The sequence below is a fragment of the Ornithinimicrobium humiphilum genome (genome assembly GCF_006716885.1).
In the GTDB taxonomy this organism is placed as follows: domain Bacteria; phylum Actinomycetota; class Actinomycetes; order Actinomycetales; family Dermatophilaceae; genus Ornithinicoccus; species Ornithinicoccus humiphilus.
The window spans coordinates 1,934,931-1,956,260 of sequence record NZ_VFPU01000001.1 but is presented as its reverse complement, the minus strand read 5'-3'; the positions used below and the strand labels follow the sequence as shown (position 1 = coordinate 1,956,260).

The following is a 21,330-nucleotide window of genomic DNA, read 5'->3' as shown; positions in this document are numbered from 1 at the left end:
GGCCGGTGAGGCTCAGCGCAGCCGGGCCGCGGCCGCCTCGTCGAGCCACCAGAGCGTCTCGAGCCGCCCCCGCACGCACGAGGCGGGCATCTCGTGGTCGTCGTGGGTCCCGCGCGCCCGCTCCACGGCCCGGGCCTTGTCCTCGCCGGTGACGACGAACCAGACGGCCTCGGCCGCGGTGAGCGCGGGCAGCGTGAGGGTGACGCGGACCGGCGGCGGCTTGGGGGAGTCCGTGACGGCAGCCGTGGTGCGGTCGGTGACGTCGAGCTGCGGTCGGCCGGGGAAGAGCGAGGCGACGTGGGCGTCGGGCCCGACGCCGAGCAGCACGACGTCGAGGTGCGGCACCCGGGATCCTTCGGGGGCGTGGGTGGCCAGCTCGGCGGCGTAGCGCGCAGCCGCCTCCTCGGCGCGGTCCGGGTCGGAGCCGGCGGGGACGCGATGCACGTTGCGCTCGAGCACCGGCAGGTCAGCGAGGCCGGCGGCGTCGGCCTGGGCGTCGTTGCGGTCCTCGTGCCCCGCGGGCACGAAGCGCTCGTCGCCCCACCACAGGTGGACGCAACGCCATACCTCGCGCTCCAGCTCACCGGCGCGGGCCCGGGCGGCGAGCGCCGTCGTGACGGCCGTGCCGGCGGAGCCGCCGGTCAGCACGACGTGGGCCTCGCCACGGTCCGCGACGGCGGCCTCGACACGGCGGACGAGCTCGTCGGCGACCGCCTCGGCCACCGCGTCGCGGTCGCCGAAGGTGCGAACGTCGTCCTCGCGGGCGGCGGACAGCCCGGCGTCCACCCGGGCCTGCACGCCCTCGTCGCTGCCCCGCTCGGAGGGGGTGAGCCCTTCCAGGCTGCGGCTGGACACCGAGGAGCGGGAGGAGGTGTCGACCGCGCCGGGCCCGTCGGGGACCTGGCCCGCCCGGACCGCGCGCGACCGCGTGGTGCCGCGCGTGACGACGGGCAGGCCGTCGAGGAGGGCGTGGGCGTAGACCTCGTCGGCGTCGAGGCGCCGCAGCTCCTCGGCCAGCGCCTCCGCGAGGGTCGGGGTGCGCAGCGCCACCAGCCGGGCCGGGCTGCCGGCGCGGGTCAGGGTGGCCGTGTCACCGCCGTCGGTGCTGCGGACCAGGTCGATGGGCCCCGAGGCCCGGTCCAGGCGGACGCTGACCAGCCCGGTCCCCGCCGCGCTGCGCACGAGGGAGACGGGACAGCGCAGCGACGCCGCCAGCCAGCCGGCCAGGAGGGCCGCGCTGGGGTCGTCGGGCTCGGCCGTCACGGCGGCGGACTCCACCGGCTCGAAGGGGGCGGCCTCGAGGGAGGCGGCGAGCAGGGCCCGCCACCGGGTGAGGCGGGTCCACGCCAGGTCGGTGTCGCCGGGGGCGTAGTGACGGGCCCGGCGCTTGAGCAGGGTGGCGGGACGGGGTCCGGTCGCGGCGTCGGTGATCCGCCGGTTGGCCATCTGGCCCACCGGCGAGCCGGCGACGTCTGCCGGGGCGTCACCGGGCCACCAGGCCACGATGGGGGAGTCGGGCAGCAGCAACGGCGTGACCACGGCCGCCTGCTGGCGGCTGAGGTCGCCGTAGAGACGCAGCACGACGATCTCGCTGGCCCCGGCGTCGCCGCCCACGCGGATCTGCGCGTCGAGCCGGCCCTTGCCGCGGCTGTTGGCCCTCACCAGCACGAGGATGCGGGCCGGGTGCTGACGGGTCGCGTCGTTGGCGGCGCGGATGGCGTCGTCGGCGAGCTCCTCGTCGACGGACACGAGGAGCGTCAGCACGCGTCCCATGGCGATGGCGCCGACCTGGTTGCGGATCCGCACGAGCTCCTTGGAGACGGTGCGGGTGGAGGTGCTGGGCAGGTCGCGGATCACGGCAGCCTCCAGGCCCGGCCGTCGCGGGCGAGCAGCTCGTCGGCGGAGGGTGGCCCCCACGTGCCGGCGGGATAGTCCTCCGGGACGCTGCGGCTGCGCGACCAGCTCTCGATGATCGGGTCGAGGATGCGCCAGGAGAGCTCGACCTCCTCGTGCCGCGGGAAGAGCGGCGGCTCGCCCAGGAGCACGTCGAGGATGAGGCGCTCGTAGGCCTCCGGGCTGGACTCGGTGAAGGACGCGCCGTAGCCGAAGTCCATGGTGACGTCGCGGACCTCCATCTGCGTGCCCGGCACCTTGGAGCCGAAGCGCAGGGTCACGCCCTCGTCGGGCTGGATGCGGATGACGATGGCGTTCTGCCCGAGCTCCTCGGTCGCGGTGTCGGTGAACGGCAGGTGCGGGGCCCGCTTGAGCATGACCGCGATCTCCGTGACGCGCTTGCCCAGGCGCTTGCCGGCCCGCAGGTAGAACGGGACGCCCGCCCAGCGGCGGGTGTGCACGGACAGCTTGACCGCGGCATACGTCTCGGTGCGGGAGCCGGGGTCCACCCCGTCCTCCTCGAGGTAGCCGGGCACCTTCTCGTCGCCCTGCCAGCCGGCGACGTAGCGACCACGTGCCGTGCCCGTCGAGAGGTCCTCCGGCAGCCGCACCGACGCGAGCACCTTGACCTTCTCGGCCTGGACGGCGCGGGGGGTGAAGGCGATGGGGGGCTCCATCGCGGTGAGGGCGAGCAGCTGGAGCAGGTGGTTCTGGATCACGTCGCGGGCGGCGCCGACCTCGTCGTAGTAGCCCGCGCGGCCACCGATGCCGATGTCCTCGGCCATGGTGATCTGCACGTGGTCGACGTAGTGGCTGTTCCAGACCGGCTCGAAGAGCTGGTTGGCGAAACGCAGGGCCAGCAGGTTCTGGACGGTCTCCTTGCCGAGGTAGTGGTCGATGCGGAAGACCGAGTCCGCAGGGAAGACCTTCTCGACGATCGTGTTGAGCTCCTGCGCGCTCTCCAGGTCGTGGCCGAAGGGCTTCTCCACGACCACGCGGCGCCAGGTGCCCGGGTGCGGGTCGGACAGCCCCGAGGCCTGCAGCTGGTCGCAGACCGGGCCGAACCACGCCGGCGGGATCGACAGGTAGAAGGCGTGGTTGCCGCCGCTGCCGCGCTGCTCGTCGAGCTCGCGGACGGTCCGGGCCAGCAGCTCGAAGGCCTCGGGGTCGTCGAAGGACCCGGGGACGAACCGGAAGCCCTCGGCCAGGGAGCGCCAGACCTCCTCGCGGAACTCCGTGCGGGCGTGCGCGCGGACGGAGTCGTGGACGATCTTGGCGAAGTCCTGGTCCTCCCACTCCCGTCGGGCGAAGCCGACGAGGGAGAAGCCGGGCGGCAGCAGCCCGCGGTTGGCGAGGTCGTAGATCGCCGGCATGAGCTTCTTGCGGGCCAGGTCGCCCGTCACGCCGAACATGACCAGGCTGCAGGGGCCCGCGATCCGCGGGAGCCGCTTGTCGTCGGGGTGCCGGAGCGGGTTCTCCTCCGGGGTGACCCGGGCGGGGCCTGAGGTCATCGGGCCAGGACCGCCCGAAGCTGCTCGAGCCCACGGGCCTGGTCGGTGAGGTGCAGCCGCAGGACGGGCCGGCCGGCGTCGGCGAGCACGGCCGCGTCACCGGCCGCCTGGGCCGCGATGACCTGCCCGAAGGTGAAGTCCTGCCCGGGCACCGGGAGGTCGGACACCGGGGCGCCGGTGACCTGCAGGTAGACGCCCTGGGCAGGACCGCCCTTGTGGTACTGACCCGTGGAGTGCAGGAAGCGGGGGCCCCACCCGAAGGTCACCGGGCGACCGGTGCGCTGCACCAGGGGCGCCTGGACGGCCGCCAGGTCGGCGTGGCGCAGCCGGTCGAGGTAGACCATCACGGCGAGGTAGCCGGAGGCGGGGTCGAGCCGGCCCAGCAGGGCGTCGACGGCCTCGGCCACCGTGCTCGTGCCGGCCGGCAGCCAGGACCCGGCACGGATCTCCACGGCGCCGTCCACGGCGAGCGGGTCGTCGCCCTCGGGCGCCCCCTGCTCCATGATCTCGCGGGCGGCCTTCTTGGCGCTCTCGACGTCGGGCTGGTCGAAGGGGTTGATCCCGAGCAGCCGGCCGGCCACCGCGGTGGCCACCTCCCAGAGCAGGAACTGCGCCCCGAGCGGCCCGGCCACGTTGACCTGCGACCCGGCGGCGGGGCTGGTGGGGGAGGCGGTGCCCTCGTCGGGCCCGTCGTCGGCCAGGAGGTCGGTGTCGGGGTCGGCGGTGAACGCCACGACGGTGCAGTCGCCGGCGTCCGCGAGTCCGGCGAACGGGTCGGCGTCGGAGGGTGCGACGACGGGGAGCACCCCGGTGCCCTGCTTGCCGGTGGACTCGGCGATGAGCTGCTCGGCCCAGTCGGCGAGGCCGACGATGCCGGACCCCTGGTCGGTGAAGACCAGCTTGTCGCGCAGCGGCTCGGTGCCCCCGAGAGCGGCTCCGAGCCGGAGCCCGGGGTTGCCGCGGTCGTCGTCGGACAGCAGGTCGACGACCTCCTCGGCCTCGTCGAGGAGGGCGGCGATGTCGGCGCCCGCCAGGCCGGAGGGCACCAGGCCGAAGGCGGTCAGGGCGGAGTAGCGCCCGCCGACGTGGGGGTCGGCGTTGACGACGCGGTAGCCCTCGGCCCGGGAGCGCTCGTCGAGCGGGCTGCCGGGGTCGGTGACGACGACGATCCGCTCGGTGGGGTCGATGCCGGCGTCGGTGAACGCCTGGACGAAGGCCCGGCGCTGGGAGTCGGTCTCCAGCGTGGAGCCGGACTTGGAGGAGACCACCACGGCCGTGGCCGCGACGTCCTCCTCGAGGGCGGCGCGGACCATGTCGGGATCGGAGCTGTCGAGGACGACCAGGGGCACGCCCTGGGTGGCGCAGATGACCTCCGGGGCCAGGCTCGAGCCGCCCATGCCGCAGAGCACGATGCGGGTCACCCCGCGCTCGCGCAGCTGCTCGCGCAGCGCCGCGATCTCCCCGACCAGGGGCCGGGAGGTGCGGGCCAGACCGACCCAGGCGAGCCGGATGGAGGCCTCCTCCTCGGCCTCGGGTCCCCAGAGGGTGGCGTCCTGGGCGAACAGCCGGGAGGCGACGCGCTCCTCGACCAGCTCGCCCAGGTGGCGCTCGACCGCGTCGGCGGCGGCCCCGAGGGCCTCGACCGTCATCGTGCTCACGCGGTCTCCTGGTGCTTGTCCAGCTCGGTCTTGACGGTCTCGAGGAGCTCGTCCCAGGACTTCACGAACTTGTCCACGCCCTCGGTCTCGAGCAGCTCGACGACGTCGGTGTAGGAGATGCCGACGCGCGCGAGGTCGTCGAGGACCTGCTGGGCCTCGGCGTAGGAGCCGGTGACGGTGTCGGCGGTGATCTCGGCGTGGTCGATCGTGGCCTTCATGGTGGCCAGGGGCATGGTGTTGACCGTGTGCGGGGCCACGAGCTCGGTGACGTAGAGCGTGTCGGGGTAGTCGGGGTTCTTCACGCCCGTCGAGGCCCACAGCGGGCGCTGCAGGTTGGCGCCGTCCTCGGCGAGGTTGTGCCAGCGCGGGGTCCCGAAGACCTCCTCGAAGGCCTGGTAGGCGAGCCGGGCGTTGGCGACGCCGGCCCTGCCGCGCAGCGCCAGCGCCTCGTCGGTGCCGATCTCCTCCAGGCGCTTGTCGATCTCGCTGTCGACGCGCGAGACGAAGAAGCTGGCCACCGAGTAGATGGTGGACAGGTCCTTGCCGCGCTCGCGGGCCTGCTCGAGGCCGGTGAGGTAGGCGTTCATCACGCCGCGGTAGCGGTCGAGGCTGAAGATCAGCGTGACGTTGACGCTGATGCCCTCGGCCAGCGTCTGGCTGATCGCGGGCAGACCCTCGACCGTCGCGGGGATCTTGACGAGCAGGTTGGGCCGGTCGATCTCGGCCCAGAGTCGCTTGGCCGTCTCGACGGTGCCGGCGGTGTCCTTCGCCAGCCCGGGGTCGACCTCGATGGAGACCCGGCCGTCTAGGCCGCCGGTCCGCTCGAAGACGGGCATGAAGAGGTCGCAGGCGTTGCGGACGTCCTCGGTCGTGAGGGCGAAGACGGCCTCCTCGACGCTGCCGGCCGAGAGCGTCTCGATCTGGGAGGTGTAGGCCTCGCCCTCGGAGAGCGCTGTGGCGAAGATCGTCGGGTTGGTCGTCACCCCCAGCACGCCGCGGTCGATGTGGGCCTGCAGCGTGCCGTCGGTGATCATCGGCCGGTTGAGGTCGTCGAGCCAGACGGAGACGCCTGCGTCGGCGAGCTGGTGCAGGGCGGTGCGGCCCTCGGTGCTGTCGCTCATGGTCGCTGTCCTCACTTCTGGGTTGCGTCGGTGGATCGGGTGCCGCCCTCGCCGGCGTCGCCGAGCGTGCTGGCGTCGGACGACGGCTCGTGCGGGGTGCTCGTGCCGGGGGCGGACGGCGCGGAGCCGGACACGGCGGCGAGGGACTCGCGCGCGGCGGCCACGACGGCCTCGGCCGTGATGCCGAACTCGCGGTAGAGGGTCTTGTAGTCGGCGGAAGCGCCGAAGTGCTCCAGGCTGACCATCCGGCCGGCGTCGCCGACCAGCTCGCGCCAGCCCATCGCGATGCCCGCCTCGACGGAGACGCGGGCGCGCACGTCCGGCGGCAGCACCTCGTCGCGGTAGGCCTGGTCCTGGGCGTCGAACCACTCCCGGCAGGGGAGGGAGACGACGCGGGTCGGGACGCCGTCGGCCTGCAGGGTCTCGCGCGCCTCGAGGGCCAGCTGGACCTCGGAGCCGGTCGCGAGGAGCACGACCTCGGGGCGGCCGCCGTCGGCCTCGGCGAGCACGTAGCCGCCGCGGGCGACGCCCTCGGCCGAGCCCAGCTCGCTGCGGTCCAGCGTCGGCACGTCCTGGCGGGTCAGGGCGAGCGCGGCCGGGTGGTCGACCGAGCCGAGGATGGTGCGCCAGGCGACCGCGGTCTCGTTGGCGTCGGCCGGGCGGACGACGTCCAGGCCCGGGATGGCGCGCAGCGCGGCGAGGTGTTCGACGGGCTGGTGGGTGGGGCCGTCCTCGCCCAGGCCGATGCTGTCGTGGGTCCAGACGTAGATCACGGGCAGCTGCTGGATGCTGGCGAGGCGGACCGCGGGACGCATGTAGTCGGAGAACACCAGGAAGGTGCCGCCGTAGGGACGGGTCAGGCCCTCCAGCGCGATCCCGTTGAGGATCATGCCCATGGCGTGCTCGCGGATGCCGAAGTGCAGCGTTCGGCCGTAGGGGTTGCCGGGGAACATCTCCGTGGCCTTGCTCTCCGGCACGAACGAGGGCACGCCCTTCATCGTCGTGTTGTTGGAGCCGGCGAGGTCGGCGGAGCCGCCCCACAGCTCGGGCATCACGTCGGCGAGGGCGGTGAGCACCTCGCCGGAGGCCTTGCGGGTGGCCATGCCCTTGGGGTCGGCGTCGAAGACCGGGAGCGCGTCGGCCAGGCCCTCGGGGAGCTCCTTGGCCAGCAGGCGGTCGAGGAGGGCCGCACCCTCCGGGTTGGCCTCGCGCCAGGCGTCGTAGCGCTGCTGCCACTCCTCGCGGGCGGCCCGGCCGCGCTCGACGACGGCGCGGGTGTGGGCGATCACCTCGTCCTCGACGGGGAAGGCGACCTCGGGGTCGAAGCCGAGCAGCGTCTTGGTCGCGGCGACCTCGTCCGCCCCCAGGGCCGAGCCGTGGGAGGCGCCGGTGTCCTGGGCCTCCGGGGCCGGCCAGGCGATGATCGTGCGCAGGATGACCAGGGTGGGCCGGTCGGTGCGCTCGCGGGAGGCCTGGAGCGCGGCGTGGAGGGCGTCGACGTCCTCGGTGTAGCCGCCCTCCTCGGCGGAGGCGCGCCAGTCGACGGTCTCGACGTGCCAGCCGTAGGCCTCGTAGCGCTGGCCCACGTCCTCGCTGAAGGAGATGTCGGTGTCGTCCTCGATCGAGATGAAGTTCTGGTCGTAGACGACGGTGAGGTTGGACAGCTCCTGGTGCCCGGCCAGGGAGCAGGCCTCGGAGGTGACGCCCTCCATGATGTCGCCGTCGGAGGCGATGACCCAGACGTGGTGGTCGAAGGGGGACTCGCCGGCGGGGGCGTCGGGGTCGAGCAGACCGCGCTGGCGGCGCTGCGCCATGGCCATGCCGACGGCGGAGGCCAGGCCGGAGCCCAGCGGGCCGGTGGTGATCTCGACGCCGGTGGTGTGGTGCACCTCGGGGTGGCCGGGGGTGGCGCTGCCCCAGGTGCGCAGCGCCCTGAGGTCGTCGAGCTCCAGGCCGTAGCCGGAGAGGTAGAGCTGGATGTACTGGGTCAGGCTCGAGTGGCCCGCCGACAGCACGAAGCGGTCGCGGCCCAGCCAGTGCGGCTCGGACGGGTCGTGGCGCATGACGTTCTGGTAGAGCAGGTAGGCCAGCGGGGCCAGGCTCATCGCGGTGCCCGGGTGACCGTTGCCCACGTTCTGGACGGCGTCGGCGGCCAGCACTCGCGCCGTGTCGACGGCCCTGACGTCCACGTCGGTCCAGCCGACGGCGTCGGCGACGGGGCGGTTGAGACCGGCGTCGCGGCCGGCGGTCAGGGTGGGGGCGGTTTCGCTCACGGGGGCTCCTACGGGTGCTCGACGGGCATGCCGTCCCGGGCCTGGAGGGCGGCCGGGAGGTCTCTTCTCCGACCTTAGCCGTTCGGGTCCGGCCCGGTCGTCCCGGCCGACCCCGGAGGCGACGGCGGTTCGGGCCCCGCACCTGCGACGGAGTACCATCGGGTGGACATCCAGCGTCCCCTCGGACGACGCCGCCACCCCCCGAAGGACACCGTGACCTCGCTCGACCCGCGCCCTGCGCCCGACGGCCCCGTCGACGTCAGCGAGGGCTCCTCCCGGGACCGCGGCTGGCGCGACGTCGTGCGCGACTACGTCTCGCTCACGAAGCCGCGGATCATCGAGCTCCTCCTCGTCACCACCTTCCCGGTGATGTTCCTGGCCGAGCGCGGGATCCCGCCGATCTGGCTCATCGTGGCCACCCTCGTGGGCGGCACCCTCGCCGCCGCGTCGGCGAACGTCCTCAACTGCTACCTCGACCGCGACATCGACGCCCGGATGCACCGGACCTCCAACCGGCCGCTGGTCACCGGGACGGTCTCGCCCCGTGCCGCGCTCGTCTTCGGCGGGGTCCTCGGCGTCGCGGCCGTGCTCTGGCTCGGCCTGGTCGTCAACTGGCTCTCGGCCTGGCTGGCGCTCGGGGCGATCGCGCTCTACGTCGTCTTCTACACGATGGTCCTCAAGCGGCGCACCAGCCAGAACATCGTCTGGGGCGGCGTCGCCGGCTGCATGCCGGTGCTCATCGGCTGGTCCGCCGTCGCCGACTCGCTCTCCTGGTCGGCGCTCATCCTCTTCCTCGTGGTCTTCTTCTGGACCCCGCCGCACTACTGGCCGCTGTCGATGCGCTTCCGCGACGACTACGCCAACGCCGGCGTGCCGATGCTGCCGGTCGTCGCCCAGGACGTGGCGGTGGGCAGGCAGATCGTCGTCTACTCCTGGGTGACCGTCCTCGTCTCCCTGGCGCTGATCCCCGTGGCCCCGATGGGCTGGGTCTACACCGTCGTCGCCGTCGTCTCCGGCGCCCTCTTCGTCGTCGAGTCCCACCGCCTCCTGGGGCGCGCCCGCCGTGGCGTGACCGGCAACGCGCTGGGTGCGATGAGGCTGTTCCACTACTCGATCAGCTATCTGACGCTGCTCTTCCTCGGGGTGGCCGTCGACCCGCTGCTGCACCTCCCGCTGCCCCTCTGACCCCAGGTCCCGCCATGACGTCCCCGTCCCCGACCGCCCACGTCCGCGAGCAGGCGAGCCCCGGCTGGCGCGACCCCCTGATGCCGACCGAGGTCGACGGCTGGGTCCGCGCCACCGCGTGGGCCTCGCTGGTCGCCAACGCGCTCCTCATCGTCACCGGGGGAGCGGTGCGCCTCACCGGCAGCGGGCTCGGGTGCCCGACCTGGCCGCGGTGCACGGACGCATCGTGGACCAACACCCCCGAGATGGGCGTCCACGGCTACATCGAGTTCGGCAACCGCACGCTGACCTTCCTGCTGGTGGTCATCTCGGTCCTGACCTTCCTCGCCGTGTGGCGGCTGCGCGACCGGCACCCCTCCTTCCTCCGGTATGCCGTCGCCATCGCCGCGGGCATCATCGTCCAGGCCGTGGTGGGCGGCATCACCGTCCGCACCGGGCTCAACCCCTGGGTCGTCGGCATCCACTTCGTCATCTCGGCGGTCCTCATCGCCGTGGCGACCGTGCTCGTCGTCCGCACCCGACGCGCCTCGCTGCCGCACGTGGCCGAGGCCGAGCGGCCGGGCCAGCTCGTCGGCGGCCAGGCCCGCGTGGCCCGGGCGGTCGCGGCCGTCGTGGCCGTCACCGGTGCGCTGACGATCTACCTCGGCACCCTCGTGACCGGCACCGGTCCGCACTCGGGCGACGCCGGCGTCGTGGCCCGCCACACCTTCGACCCCTACGTCATCACCCGCGTCCACGTCGTGCCGGTCTACGTGATCGTGGCCACCACGGTGCTGGCCCTGGGGCTCGCGTTCGCGCGGCGCTGGCCGGGCGCCCTGCGGCGGGTGCTGGTGGCGCTGGCCCTGTTGCTGGCCGCCCAGGCGGCGATCGGCTACTACCAGTTCTTCAACGGCGTGCCGGAGCTCGCAGTCGGCCTGCACATGGCCGGCGCGGCGGCCCTGGCCGCGGTGGTCACGGCCACGGTCGAGAAGCTCGTCGCGCTCTCGGCCCCGGCCGGCGCGCACGAGGCCCGCGGCCCGCGCCCCACCGCCCTCGCCGACGCCTGAGGCCCGGTCCGTCCGGTGGCGCAGCCCTAGTCGGACCAGCGCAGGAAGCGGCGGGCGACGGCACCGGCGACGACGCCCCAGACCAGCAGGACCGCGACGGCCCGCAGGTCCACCGCGCCGTCCACGAGGGCGGCGCGCAGCGCGTCCGCGAGCGCGGCCGACGGCAGCAGGCCGACCACGGCGGCCACCGGGCCCGGCATCGCCCCGGCCGGCAGCAGCACCCCGCCGCCGGCGGCGAGCAGCACCCAGACCAGGTTGCCGAGCGCGAGGACGGCCTCCGCGCGCAGCGTGCCGCCGAGGCACGCCGCGAGCAGCGCGAAGACGGTCGCGCCGAGCACGACCACCACGAGGGTGAGCAGCAGGCCGGGCAGGCTCGGACGCCAGCCGAGCGCGAGGCCGACGCCGCTGACCACCACGAGCTGGAGGGCGAGGACGACCAGCACCGAGAGCGCCTTGGCCGCGAGCAGGCCGCCGCGCCCGAGGGGAGTGGTGCCGAGCAGGCGCAGGACGCCCCAGCGACGCTCGAAGCCGAGCAGGATGGCCTGGCCGGTGAAGGCGGTCGACATCACGGCTAGCGCGACCACCCCCGGCGTGAGCACGTCGATCCGCGCGGCGCCCTCCCACCGGCCCACGGCCAGGTCGGGGTAGTCGACGAGCGCGAGCCCGACGAGGGCCATCAGGGGCAGCACCATCGAGACGAGCAGCTGCTCGCCGTGGCTGAGCAGGCCGGCCGCCTCGAAACGGGCCTGCGCGAGGATCCGGGCGGCCGGGGGAGCGGCCCGTCCCGCGCCGTCGGGCCGGCCGGCGGCGGGCGCCGGGGCACCGTCGGGCGTGCTCATCGGCGGGCCTCCTCGGTCAGGGCGAAGTAGACGCTCTCCAGCCCGTCGTCGCCGGCGACCTCGGCGAGGGTGCCGGAGGCGACGGCGCGGCCCGCCGCGATGACGACGACGTGGTCCGCGAGGCGCTCGGCCTCGTCGAAGGAGTGGGTGGTGACGACGGTCGCGGTGCCGGCCGCGGCCGTCTCGCGCACGATCGCGTGCACCTCGCGGCGCGAGTGGGGGTCGAGCCCGGCCGTCGGCTCGTCGAGGAAGGCGACCTCCGGCCGGCCGACGAGGGCGGCGGCGAGGGCGACGCGCTGGCGCTGCCCGCCCGACAGCCGCCTGATCGTCGTGCCGGCGAAGTCGTCGATGCCGAGCCGGGCCGCCAGGGCGTCGACGTCGGCAGGACGCGCCCAGAAGCGGGCGAGATGACGCAGCAGCGCCATCGGACGGACCGACTGGGGGAGCCCGCCGTCCTGGAGCATGACGCCCACCCGGGCCCGGTGCTCGGCGTCGGCGCCCCACGGGTCGGAGCCCAGCACGCGGACGGTGCCGCCGTCCGGACGCTGCAGCCCGGTGGCGATCTCCACGGAGGTGGTCTTGCCCGCGCCGTTGGGCCCCAGCACGCAGGTCACCTCGCCCGCGCGGGCGCGCCAGGTGAGCCCGCGGAGGGCGTCCACGCCGCCGAACGATCGGGTCACCTCGTGCATGACAAGGGCGTCGGAGGGGGCTGCTTCCACCCGTGAGACTCTAGTTCGTGAGGACAGGTGCGCCGGTCCCGGGAGGTCCGTGCGGAGGTTAGGTCTGCCTCGCTTTCGATCGGCGACCAAATAGGTCACACTGAAGTAGTGAATTTGGTCGAGATGCATCAGGAGTCCCGCACGCGGGACCGGGTGCGTCGGGCGGTGGGGGAGCAGGGACCGGTCACCGCGAGCACGCTCGCGAAGGAGCTCGGACTCACCCCGGCTGCCGTCCGCCGGCACCTGGACGCCCTCGGGACCGCGGGGCTGATCGCGGAGCACGTGGCCCCCGCGGGGGCCCGTCGTGGCCGCGGCCGTCCCGCGCGCGCCTACGTGCTGACCGAGCTCGGTCAGGACCAGTTCCGCACCGCCTACGACGACGTCGCGACGGCGGCCCTGCACTACCTCGCCGACTCCCTGGGTGGCGAGGCCGTCGACAGCTTCGCCGCCGACCAGATGTCGGGTCTCGAGGAGCGGCTCCGCGCCCGGGTCGAGGAGATCCTCGCCGAGCAGGGCACCGCCCCCGACGACCTGGACGCCCGCGCCCAGGCGCTCGCCGTCGCGCTCTCGGCCGAGGGGTATGCTGCCTCGGCCCGCCCGGTGGGACAGGGCACCGGCCTCGCCGGGATCCAGCTGTGCCAGGGCCACTGCCCGGTGCGCTCGGTCGCCAGCGAGTTCCGTGCCTTCTGCGACGCGGAGACCGACGTGATCTCCCGCATCCTCGGCGTGCACGTGCAGCGGCTGGCCACCCTGGCCGCCGGCAAGCACGTGTGCACGACCTTCGTCCCGACCGGCGCCCTGGGCACCGGACCCCCCACCGACGAGGAGCGCGCGCGAGCGCGGCCCTACGTCATACCCCGCACCACCGAACGCACCACCGACCACCCTGCCGACGAGAGGGCAACGCGATGAGCACCAACATCGAGGAGCTGAACCCGGGTCTGAAGGACCTCGGGCGCTACGAGTACGGCTGGGCCGACAGCGACGAGGCCGGCGCCTCCGCACGGCGCGGCCTGAGCGAGGACGTCGTCCGCGACATCTCCGCCCGCAAGAACGAGCCCGAGTGGATGCTCGAGACCCGGCTCAAGGGCCTGCGCCTGTTCGGCAAGAAGCCGATGCCGCACTGGGGCGCGGACCTGTCGGACATCGACTTCGACACCATCAAGTACTTCGTGAAGTCCACGGAGAAGCAGGCCACCAGCTGGGAGGAGCTGCCCGAGGACATCAAGAACACCTACGACCGCCTGGGCATCCCGGAGGCCGAGAAGCAGCGCCTCGTCGCCGGCGTCGCCGCGCAGTACGAGTCCGAGGTCGTCTACCACCAGATCCGCGAGGACCTGGAGGAGCAGGGCGTCATCTTCGTCGACACCGACACCGGCCTGCGCGAGCACGAGGAGCTCTTCAAGGAGTACTTCGGCTCGGTCATCCCGACCGGCGACAACAAGTTCGCCGCGCTCAACACCGCGGTCTGGTCGGGTGGCTCGTTCATCTACGTCCCCAAGGGCGTGCACGTCGAGATCCCGCTGCAGGCCTACTTCCGGATCAACACCGAGAACATGGGCCAGTTCGAGCGGACGCTGATCATCGCCGACGAGGGCTCCTACGTGCACTACGTCGAGGGCTGCACCGCGCCGATCTACAAGACCGACAGCCTGCACAGCGCCGTCGTCGAGATCATCGTCAAGAAGAACGCCCGCGTGCGCTACACGACGATCCAGAACTGGTCGAACAACGTCTACAACCTGGTCACCAAGCGCGCCACCTGCGACGAGGGCGCGACCATGGAGTGGATCGACGGCAACATCGGCTCCAAGGTCACCATGAAGTACCCGGCCGTCTACCTCCTCGGCGAGCACGCCAAGGGCGAGACGCTGTCCATCGCCTTCGCGGGCGAGGGCCAGCACCAGGACGCCGGCTCCAAGATGGTGCACGCCGCGCCGCACACGTCCTCGACCATCGTCAGCAAGTCGGTGGCCCGCGGCGGCGGCCGCTCGTCCTACCGCGGCCTGGTCCAGATCAACGAGGGCGCCCACCACAGCAAGTCCTCGGTGGTCTGCGACGCCCTGCTGGTCGACCAGATCTCCCGGTCCGACACCTACCCCTACGTCGACGTCCGCGAGGACGACGTGCAGATGGGCCACGAGGCGACCGTCTCCAAGGTGTCCGAGGACCAGATGTTCTACCTCATGTCCCGAGGCCTCTCCGAGACCGAGGCCATGGCGATGATCGTGCGCGGGTTCGTCGAGCCCATCGCGCGCGAGCTGCCCATGGAGTACGCCCTCGAGCTCAACCGCCTCATCGAGCTGCAGATGGAAGGAGCCGTCGGCTGATGTCGCTTCTGATCGACGAGACGTCCCACACCGACCCGGCCGCCCAGCTGGGTGGCGAGCACCGCATCCCCGACCAGTCCCGCGCCGCGCGGCGTCGGTCCTTCGAGGTCGACGCCTTCGGGCTGCCCACGGGCCGCGAGGAGGAGTGGCGCTTCACCCCGGTCGACCGGCTCGGCAACGTGCTCGCCGACGCCCCCACCGACACCGCGGGCGACTCCGCCGCCTCCTTCACGGTCGAGGCGCCGGAGGAGGCCGTCGCCGGCTCCCTCGCGCCGGGCCAGGCCCCGCGCGGCACCGTCCTGGTGCCCGAGGACCGCGGCGCCGTCGTGGCCAGCGCCAACACCCCCGAGGCCCTCCACCTCAGCATCCCCGCCGAGGCGGAGTACGCCGAGCCGCTGCGCGTCCACGTGCACGGCAACGGCGCGGGTCGTCGCAGCAACGCCCACTACGTCCTCGAGGCCGGCCGCCACAGCAAGGCGCTGGTCGTCCTGGACCACACCGGCAGCGCCGACCACACCGGCAACCTCGAGGTGATCGTCGGTGACGGCGCCCAGCTGACCGTCGTCACCCTGCAGCGCTGGGACGACGACGCGATCCACCTGGGCCAGCACGAGGCCCTGGTCGGCCGCGACGCGACCTACAAGCACATCGCCGTCACGCTCGGCGGCGGCATCGTGCGGGTCAACTCCAACGTCCGTTACGCCGGCCCCGGTGGCGACGCGACCCTGCTCGGCGTCTACTTCGCCGACGCGGGCCAGCACCTGGAGCACCGCTCCTTCGTCGACCACAACGCCCCCCGGTGCACCTCGCTGGTCACCTACAAGGGCGCGCTGCAGGGCGAGACCGCCCGCACGGTCTGGGTCGGCGACGTCCTCATCCGCAAGGAGGCCGAGGGCATCGAGACCTACGAGCTCAACCGCAACCTTCTCCTCACCGACGGGGCGCGGGCCGACTCGGTCCCCAACCTGGAGATCGAGACCGGAGACATCGAGGGGGCCGGCCACGCCAGCTCCACCGGTCGCTTCGACGACGAGCAGCTCTTCTACCTGATGTCGCGCGGCGTCCCGGAGGCCGAGGCCCGCCGCCTCGTCGTCCGCGGCTTCTTCGCCGACATCATCGCCAAGATCGGCGTCCCGGAGGTCGTGGACCGCCTGATGGCTGCGATCGACGAGGAGCTCGAGCTCACGCTGACCCTGGAGCCGGCGAGCGCATGAGCGAGCAGGTGCGCACCGGTGAGCCGGTCCACGTCTGCAGCGTCGACGACCTGCCGGCCGTGGGCGCGGTCGTGGCGGACATCCACGGCCGTCGCGTGGCGATCGCCCGGGACTCCGCCGGGCACGTCCACGCCTTCGACGACACCTGCACCCACGCCAACGTCTCGCTCGCCGAGGGCGAGGTCGAGGGCGAGCTGATCGAGTGCTGGCTGCACGGCTCGCAGTTCGACATGCGCACCGGCGAGCCCAAGCAGCTGCCGGCCACCGTCCCGATCGCGGTCCACACCGTCACGCTCGACGGCGACGCGGTCTACGTCACCCTCGCCGACTGAGCCCGGCAACCCCCCACCCCGAACGACCCTCCGCCCGAAGGAGCACGCATGACCACCCTCGAGATCCGCGACCTGCGCGTCAGCGTCCAGACCGACGACACCGCCAAGGAGATCCTGCGCGGCGTCGACCTGACCATCAACTCCGGCGAGACCCACGCCATCATGGGCCCCAACGGCTCGGGCAAGTCCACCCTGGCCTACGCCATCGCGGGCCACCCGAAGTACACCGTCACCGGCGGCTCCGTGCTGCTCGACGGCGAGGACGTCCTGGCCATGGGCGTCGACGAGCGTGCGCAGGCCGGTCTGTTCCTGGCCATGCAGTACCCCGTCGAGGTCCCCGGCGTGACCGTCTCCAACTTCCTGCGCACCGCCAAGACCGCGATCGACGGCGAGGCCCCCAAGCTGCGCACCTGGGTCAAGGACGTCAAGACCGCGATGGAGGCCCTGCGCATGGACTCCTCCTTCGCCGAGCGCAACGTCAACGAGGGCTTCTCCGGCGGTGAGAAGAAGCGCCACGAGATCCTCCAGATGGAGCTCCTGAAGCCGAAGATCGCCATCCTCGACGAGACCGACTCCGGCCTCGACGTCGACGCGCTCAAGGTCGTCTCCGAGGGCGTCAACCGCGTCAAGGAGGCCAGCGACCTGGGCATCATGCTCATCACGCACTACACGCGCATCCTGCGCTACATCAAGCCCGACTTCGTGCACGTCTTCGTCGACGGCCGGGTCGCCGAGTCCGGTGGCCCGGACCTGGCGGACCGCCTCGAGAACGAGGGCTACGACCGGTTCCTGACCACCTCGGTCTGAGGAGGAGACGTATGACGCGGGGCCGGCTGACCGCCGAGCCGTTCGGCAGCGAGGAGCTCGCCCGGATCCGGGCGGACTTCCCCCTGCTCGCGCGCACGGTCCGGGACGACCGGCCCCTCGTCTACCTGGACAGCGGGGCCACCTCCCAGAAGCCGGGCACGGTGCTGGACGCCGAGCGCGAGTTCTACGAGCAGCACAACGCCGCCGTGCACCGCGGTGCGCACCAGCTCGCCGAGGAGGCCACCGAGGCCTTCGAGGGCGCGCGGGCGACCGTGGCGCGCTTCCTGGGCGCCGACGCGGGCGAGATCGTCTTCACCAAGAACGGCACCGAGGGCCTCAACCTGCTCGCCTACGCCTTCTCCAACGCCGGTGCCCCCGGCGCCCTGGACGGCGCGGACGAGGAGTGGGCCGCCCGGCTGCGGCTGGGGCCCGGTGACGAGGTCGTGGTGACCGAGATGGAGCACCACGCCAACCTCGTGCCGTGGCAGGAGCTGTGCCGCCGCACCGGCGCCACGCTGCGCTGGATCGGTGTCACCGACGACGGCTACCTCGAGGACCCGACCGGTGTCATCGGCGAGCGCACGCGCGTCGTCGCCGTCACGCAGGTGTCCAACGTCCTCGGCACGCTCGTCGACCTGGACCCGGTGGTCGCCGCCGCCCGGGCCGTCGGGGCGCTCGTCGTCGTCGACGCCTGCCAGTCGGCGCCGCACCTGGACATCACCGGCCTGACCGCCCCCGGCTCGGGGGTGGACGCGCTGGTCCTCACGGGTCACAAGACGCTCGGCCCCTCGGGCGTCGGCGTCCTGTGGGCGCGCCGCGAGCTCCTCGAGGCCATGCCGCCCTTCCTCACCGGCGGGTCGATGATCGAGGTCGTGCGGATGGAGGGCTCCACCTGGGCCCCGCCGCCGCAGAAGTTCGAGGCCGGCGTGCCGATGGCCGCGCAGGCCGTCGGGCTGGCCGCCGCCCTCGACTACCTCACCGGCCTGGGCATGGACCGCGTCCACGCCCACGACCAGCACCTGATGCGCCACGCGCTGGCGGTGCTGGCCGAGCGCCCGTGGGTGCGCGTGCTCGGCCCGTCCGACCCTGCCGACCGCGTCGGGGCCGTGGCCTTCGTCGTCGACGGGGTGCACCCGCACGACGTGGGGCAGATCCTCGACGACGCGGGCGTCGCGGTCCGCACCGGCCACCACTGCGCGTGGCCGCTGCACCGGCGCCTGCGGGTGCCGGCCTCGACCCGCGCGAGCTTCTCGGTCTACACCACACCTGCGGAGATCGACGCCTTCGCCGAGGCGCTCGACCGGGTGCCGCAGATCTTCGGGGTGGCCGTCTGATGGACCTCTACGGCGAGCTCATCCTCGACCACGCCAAGCGGCCGCTCCACGCGGGGCTGCGGGAGCCCTACGACGTCGAGGTCAACCACGTCAACCCGACCTGCGGCGACGAGATCAGCCTCCGGGTGCGCCTGCGCCGCGACGGCGGCACCGTCGTCGTGGAGGACGTCTCCTACGACGCCCTGGGCTGCTCGATCTCGGTCGCCTCCGCCTCGGTCCTGGCCGAGGAGTCCATCGGGCGCCCGCTCGAGGAGACCCTCACCACCTACCGCCACCTGCACGCCATGCTGACGAGCAGGGGCGCCGACCCCGGCGATCCCGAGCAGATCGGGGACGCCGTCGCCTTCGCGGGCGTCTCCCGCTATCCGGCGCGCGTGAAGTGCGCGCTGCTGTCCTGGTCCGCCTACCTCGACGCGCTCGCCCGGGCGGGCGCCGACATCTCCGCCGCGAGCACCGCCACGACCCCCACCCTGGAGGAACGATGAGCCAGACCAGCCTGCCCCAGCCCCCCAACGTCGCCGACATCGAGGAGGCGCTGCGCGACGTCGTCGACCCCGAGCTCGGGATCAACGTCGTCGACCTCGGCCTCGTCTACGGCGTGACCGTCGACGCCCAGTCGCACACCGTCATCGACATGACCCTGACGAGCGCGGCCTGCCCGCTGACCGACGTCATCGAGGACCAGGTCGCCCAGTCCCTCGAGGGCCTCGTGCCCAGCCACCGCATCAACTGGGTGTGGATGCCGCCGTGGGGCCCGGACAAGATCACCGAGGACGGCCGCGAGCAGCTGCGCGCCCTCGGCTTCAACGTCTGAGCCGACCCTCTCTCCGCCATGCCTGCCGTCCGGGTCGCCCCCGAGCGTCTGACGGGCTGGGTGGAGCGCTTCGGCACCTCGCACGGGGAGGTCGGCCGGTCCGTCGACCGGCAGACCTCCCCGTCGTCGTACCTGCTGCAGGCCGCCGACGGGTCGTGGGCACGGCTGGCGTCCTGGCGTCCCGCCGAGGAGGGGGAGTGGGCACCGGGGGAGTGGGCCGCCCCGCCCGCCCTGCTGGTCGTGCTCGTCCGCCGCGGGGGGTATGCCGTGGCCGTCGCCGCCCCCGACGGGCGGCTGGCCGCGCACAAGGTGGGCACGCGCTACGTGCAGTCGCGCACAGCGGCCGGCGGCTGGAGCCAGCAGCGCTACGCGCGGCGCCGGTCCAACCAGGCCGACGCCCTCGTCGAGGCGGTCGCCGGCCATGCCGCGCGCGTCCTGGGTGAGGGGGAGGCGACCACCGGACCCGTCGGCGGGCTGGTCCTCGGCGGCGACCGGTCGCTGGCGGCCGCGGTGCTGGAGGAGCTGGTGACGGGCCCGCTGGCCCGGCTGCACGGCCTACCCCGCAGGGAGCTGCCCGACCTGCCCGACCCGCGCCGGGCCGTGCTCGACGACGCCGTCGCCCGCGGGCGGGCCGTCGAGGTGGAGGTCGTCAACGCCGGAGGGTGACCCACCTCACACCCAACACGGGGAATGGCAATCCATAACGTAGGGTTGGACCTTGTCGTGGCCGCGCCGATCGCGGCCCGCCGGGTCCCCTCCGTCGTGGGCCGGCGACGAACAACCTCCTCGCACGAAAGGCTGCCTCCGTGCTGTCTCGTCTTCCTCGGGTGTCCTTCGGCACCCAGGTGCTCATCGGCCTGGTGCTGGGCGTCGCGCTCGGCCTCGTGGCCCGCTCCATGGGTGCCACCGCCGACGACCCCAACTGGCTCTCCGAGACGCTGAGCATCATCGGGTCCTCCTTCGTCACCCTGCTGCGCGCCATCGTGCCGCCGCTGGTGTTCCTCGCCATCGTGTCCTCGATCGCCAACCTGCGTGAGGTCACCGGCGCCGCCCGCCTGGCCTGGAACACCCTGCTCTGGTTCGCGATCACCGCGCTCATCTCGGTCGGCATCGGCATGGTCGTCGGCTGGGTCGTCGACCCGGCCCGCGGCGCCGGCGTCACCGCTGCCGACGCCGCCGCCCCGGGCCGCGCGGGCTCCTGGCTGGACTTCCTCACCGGCATCATCCCCGCGAACGTGCTCGGCCTGTCCGCCAAGGCGGGCGAGGAGGGCGCGGTCTCGCTGTCCTTCAACGTCCTGCAGATCCTCGTGGTCGCGATCGCCGTCGGCATCGCCGTGCTCAAGGTCGGCAAGGGCGCCGAGCCCTTCCTCGCCTTCACCCGCTCGGCCCTGACCGTCGTGCAGAAGGTGCTGTGGTGGATCATCCTGCTCGCGCCGCTGGCGACCGTCGGCCTGCTCGGCAACGCCGTCGTCTCCTACGGCTGGGACACCATCGGCTCGCTGGGCCGCTTCACCGCCGCGATCTACATCGGTCTGGCGCTCGTCCTCTTCGTCCTCTACCCGGTGCTGCTGCGGGTCAACGGCCTGTCGATCAAGCAGTTCTTCACCGGCGCCTGGCCCGCGATCCAGCTGGCGTTCGTCTCCCGTTCCTCCATCGGCACCCTGCCCGTCACCCAGGCGGTCACCGAGCGCAACCTGGGCGTGCCCCGCGCCTACTCCTCCTTCGCCGTGCCGCTGGGCGCCACGACCAAGATGGACGGCTGCGCCGCGATCTACCCGGCGATCGCCGCGATCTTCGTCGCGCAGTTCTTCGGCGTCGACCTCGGCGTGACCGACTACCTGCTGATCGCCTTCGTCTCGGTGATCGGCTCCGCCGCCACCGCCGGCGTGACCGGCGCGACCGTCATGCTCACGCTGACGCTGTCGACCCTGGGCCTGCCGCTCGAGGGCGTCGGCCTGCTGCTCGCCGTCGACCCGATCCTCGACATGGGCCGCACCGCCACCAACGTCGCGGGCCAGGCGCTCGTGCCGACCATCGTGGCCAAGCGCCAGGGCATCCTCGACCAGGAGGCCTACGACGCCAGCCGCCGCGGCGAGCCGTGGCGCGAGGACGTCGAGGCTGCCGCGGACGAGCAGCGCGAGCCCGTCCCCGCGGGCGTCTGAACGACGACCTCGCCACACCCGCGCGTCCCTGACGTGCGACAAGGGCCGCCGGCATCCTGCCGGCGGCCCTTCGTCGTGCGCGGGGGGAGCGG

At 73.2% G+C, this 21,330-nt stretch carries 19 protein-coding genes; 12 read left to right on the top strand and 7 right to left on the bottom strand.

Going from position 1 to position 21,330, the window contains the following annotated elements; translation table 11 throughout:
• Nucleotides 1–12 precede the first annotated feature (12 nt).
• The 5 genes from pgl to tkt are packed head-to-tail and all read right to left on the bottom strand — an operon-like array spanning nt 13 to nt 8,456.
• Complete coding sequence (gene pgl / locus FB476_RS16675) at nt 13–1,857, bottom strand: 6-phosphogluconolactonase (RefSeq protein ID WP_202876944.1); 1,845 nt, start codon at nt 1,855–1,857, stop codon at nt 13–15.
• Complete coding sequence (gene zwf / locus FB476_RS09250; RefSeq protein WP_141818505.1) at nt 1,854–3,404, bottom strand: glucose-6-phosphate dehydrogenase; 1,551 nt, start codon at nt 3,402–3,404, stop codon at nt 1,854–1,856. Before zwf ends, pgl begins: the two co-directional genes overlap by 4 nt.
• A complete protein-coding gene (locus tag FB476_RS09245) occupies nt 3,401–5,062 on the bottom strand; it encodes a glucose-6-phosphate isomerase (protein ID WP_141818504.1) in 1,662 nt (553 codons plus the stop codon). The genes zwf and FB476_RS09245 overlap by 4 nt, the downstream gene beginning before the upstream one ends.
• Nucleotides 5,059–6,183 carry a transaldolase gene (gene tal, locus FB476_RS09240; protein ID WP_141818503.1) on the bottom strand — a complete coding sequence of 375 codons (1,125 nt, stop codon included), beginning with the start codon at nt 6,181–6,183 and terminating at the stop codon, nt 5,059–5,061. The genes FB476_RS09245 and tal overlap by 4 nt, the downstream gene beginning before the upstream one ends.
• 11 nt (nt 6,184–6,194) lie before the next feature.
• On the bottom strand, nt 6,195–8,456 hold the full coding sequence (tkt, locus tag FB476_RS09235) for a transketolase (protein ID WP_420359357.1): 2,262 nt from the start codon (nt 8,454–8,456) through the stop codon (nt 6,195–6,197).
• A gap of 213 nt (nt 8,457–8,669) precedes the next feature.
• On the opposite strand from tkt, the gene FB476_RS09230 reads away from it, so the two are divergent.
• The gene (locus FB476_RS09230) at nt 8,670–9,641 is read left to right on the top strand and encodes a heme o synthase (RefSeq protein WP_141818501.1); all 972 of its coding nucleotides are present in this window, start codon (nt 8,670–8,672) and stop codon (nt 9,639–9,641) included.
• Nucleotides 9,642–9,655: 14 nt separating this feature from the next.
• On the top strand, nt 9,656–10,687 hold the full coding sequence (locus FB476_RS09225) for a COX15/CtaA family protein (RefSeq protein ID WP_141818500.1): 1,032 nt from the start codon (nt 9,656–9,658) through the stop codon (nt 10,685–10,687).
• A gap of 26 nt (nt 10,688–10,713) precedes the next feature.
• Here FB476_RS09225 and FB476_RS09220 read toward each other — a convergent pair whose 3' ends face one another.
• Both FB476_RS09220 and FB476_RS09215 read right to left on the bottom strand, forming a co-directional pair.
• Complete coding sequence (locus FB476_RS09220; RefSeq protein ID WP_141818499.1) at nt 10,714–11,526, bottom strand: ABC transporter permease; 813 nt, start codon at nt 11,524–11,526, stop codon at nt 10,714–10,716.
• The gene (locus FB476_RS09215; protein ID WP_141820108.1) at nt 11,523–12,215 is read right to left on the bottom strand and encodes an ABC transporter ATP-binding protein; all 693 of its coding nucleotides are present in this window, start codon (nt 12,213–12,215) and stop codon (nt 11,523–11,525) included. The genes FB476_RS09220 and FB476_RS09215 overlap by 4 nt, the downstream gene beginning before the upstream one ends.
• A gap of 153 nt (nt 12,216–12,368) precedes the next feature.
• Here FB476_RS09215 and FB476_RS09210 point away from each other — a divergent pair, with 153 nt between their 5' ends.
• The 10 genes from FB476_RS09210 (at nt 12,369) to FB476_RS09165 (ending at nt 21,238) form a co-directional block, all read left to right on the top strand.
• Nucleotides 12,369–13,157, top strand: a complete 789-nt coding sequence (locus FB476_RS09210; RefSeq protein ID WP_141818498.1) for a helix-turn-helix transcriptional regulator — start codon at nt 12,369–12,371, stop codon at nt 13,155–13,157.
• Nucleotides 13,154–14,575, top strand: coding sequence for a Fe-S cluster assembly protein SufB (gene sufB, locus FB476_RS09205; RefSeq protein ID WP_141818497.1), 1,422 nt, complete (start codon nt 13,154–13,156; stop codon nt 14,573–14,575). Before FB476_RS09210 ends, sufB begins: the two co-directional genes overlap by 4 nt.
• The gene (gene sufD / locus FB476_RS09200) at nt 14,575–15,789 is read left to right on the top strand and encodes a Fe-S cluster assembly protein SufD (RefSeq protein WP_141818496.1); all 1,215 of its coding nucleotides are present in this window, start codon (nt 14,575–14,577) and stop codon (nt 15,787–15,789) included. The genes sufB and sufD overlap by 1 nt, the downstream gene beginning before the upstream one ends.
• A complete protein-coding gene (locus FB476_RS09195) occupies nt 15,786–16,121 on the top strand; it encodes a non-heme iron oxygenase ferredoxin subunit (protein ID WP_141818495.1) in 336 nt (111 codons plus the stop codon). Before sufD ends, FB476_RS09195 begins: the two co-directional genes overlap by 4 nt.
• Before the next feature lie 48 nt (nt 16,122–16,169).
• On the top strand, nt 16,170–16,928 hold the full coding sequence (gene sufC, locus FB476_RS09190; RefSeq protein ID WP_141818494.1) for a Fe-S cluster assembly ATPase SufC: 759 nt from the start codon (nt 16,170–16,172) through the stop codon (nt 16,926–16,928).
• Between the two features lie 11 nt (nt 16,929–16,939).
• On the top strand, nt 16,940–18,262 hold the full coding sequence (locus tag FB476_RS09185) for a SufS family cysteine desulfurase (RefSeq protein ID WP_141818493.1): 1,323 nt from the start codon (nt 16,940–16,942) through the stop codon (nt 18,260–18,262).
• On the top strand, nt 18,262–18,747 hold the full coding sequence (sufU, locus tag FB476_RS09180; RefSeq protein WP_141818492.1) for a Fe-S cluster assembly sulfur transfer protein SufU: 486 nt from the start codon (nt 18,262–18,264) through the stop codon (nt 18,745–18,747). Before FB476_RS09185 ends, sufU begins: the two co-directional genes overlap by 1 nt.
• On the top strand, nt 18,744–19,076 hold the full coding sequence (locus tag FB476_RS09175) for a metal-sulfur cluster assembly factor (RefSeq protein ID WP_141818491.1): 333 nt from the start codon (nt 18,744–18,746) through the stop codon (nt 19,074–19,076). Before sufU ends, FB476_RS09175 begins: the two co-directional genes overlap by 4 nt.
• Before the next feature lie 18 nt (nt 19,077–19,094).
• Nucleotides 19,095–19,742, top strand: a complete 648-nt coding sequence (locus FB476_RS09170) for an acVLRF1 family peptidyl-tRNA hydrolase (RefSeq protein ID WP_141818490.1) — start codon at nt 19,095–19,097, stop codon at nt 19,740–19,742.
• Between the two features lie 140 nt (nt 19,743–19,882).
• A complete protein-coding gene (locus FB476_RS09165; RefSeq protein ID WP_141818489.1) occupies nt 19,883–21,238 on the top strand; it encodes a dicarboxylate/amino acid:cation symporter in 1,356 nt (451 codons plus the stop codon).
• Nucleotides 21,239–21,330 lie beyond the last annotated feature (92 nt).

Coding starts and splice junctions, on each gene's coding strand:
- zwf (WP_141818505.1), bottom strand. CDS start 3,404: ATGACCTCAGGCCCCGCCCGGGTCACCCCGGAGGAGAACCCGCTCCGG.
- tal (WP_141818503.1), bottom strand. CDS start 6,183: ATGAGCGACAGCACCGAGGGCCGCACCGCCCTGCACCAGCTCGCCGAC.
- FB476_RS09225 (WP_141818500.1), top strand. CDS start 9,656: ATGACGTCCCCGTCCCCGACCGCCCACGTCCGCGAGCAGGCGAGCCCC.
- FB476_RS09220 (WP_141818499.1), bottom strand. CDS start 11,526: ATGAGCACGCCCGACGGTGCCCCGGCGCCCGCCGCCGGCCGGCCCGAC.
- FB476_RS09215 (WP_141820108.1), bottom strand. CDS start 12,215: ATGCACGAGGTGACCCGATCGTTCGGCGGCGTGGACGCCCTCCGCGGG.
- FB476_RS09210 (WP_141818498.1), top strand. CDS start 12,369: ATGCATCAGGAGTCCCGCACGCGGGACCGGGTGCGTCGGGCGGTGGGG.
- sufB (WP_141818497.1), top strand. CDS start 13,154: ATGAGCACCAACATCGAGGAGCTGAACCCGGGTCTGAAGGACCTCGGG.
- sufD (WP_141818496.1), top strand. CDS start 14,575: ATGTCGCTTCTGATCGACGAGACGTCCCACACCGACCCGGCCGCCCAG.
- FB476_RS09195 (WP_141818495.1), top strand. CDS start 15,786: ATGAGCGAGCAGGTGCGCACCGGTGAGCCGGTCCACGTCTGCAGCGTC.
- sufC (WP_141818494.1), top strand. CDS start 16,170: ATGACCACCCTCGAGATCCGCGACCTGCGCGTCAGCGTCCAGACCGAC.
- FB476_RS09185 (WP_141818493.1), top strand. CDS start 16,940: ATGACGCGGGGCCGGCTGACCGCCGAGCCGTTCGGCAGCGAGGAGCTC.
- sufU (WP_141818492.1), top strand. CDS start 18,262: ATGGACCTCTACGGCGAGCTCATCCTCGACCACGCCAAGCGGCCGCTC.
- FB476_RS09175 (WP_141818491.1), top strand. CDS start 18,744: ATGAGCCAGACCAGCCTGCCCCAGCCCCCCAACGTCGCCGACATCGAG.
- FB476_RS09170 (WP_141818490.1), top strand. CDS start 19,095: ATGCCTGCCGTCCGGGTCGCCCCCGAGCGTCTGACGGGCTGGGTGGAG.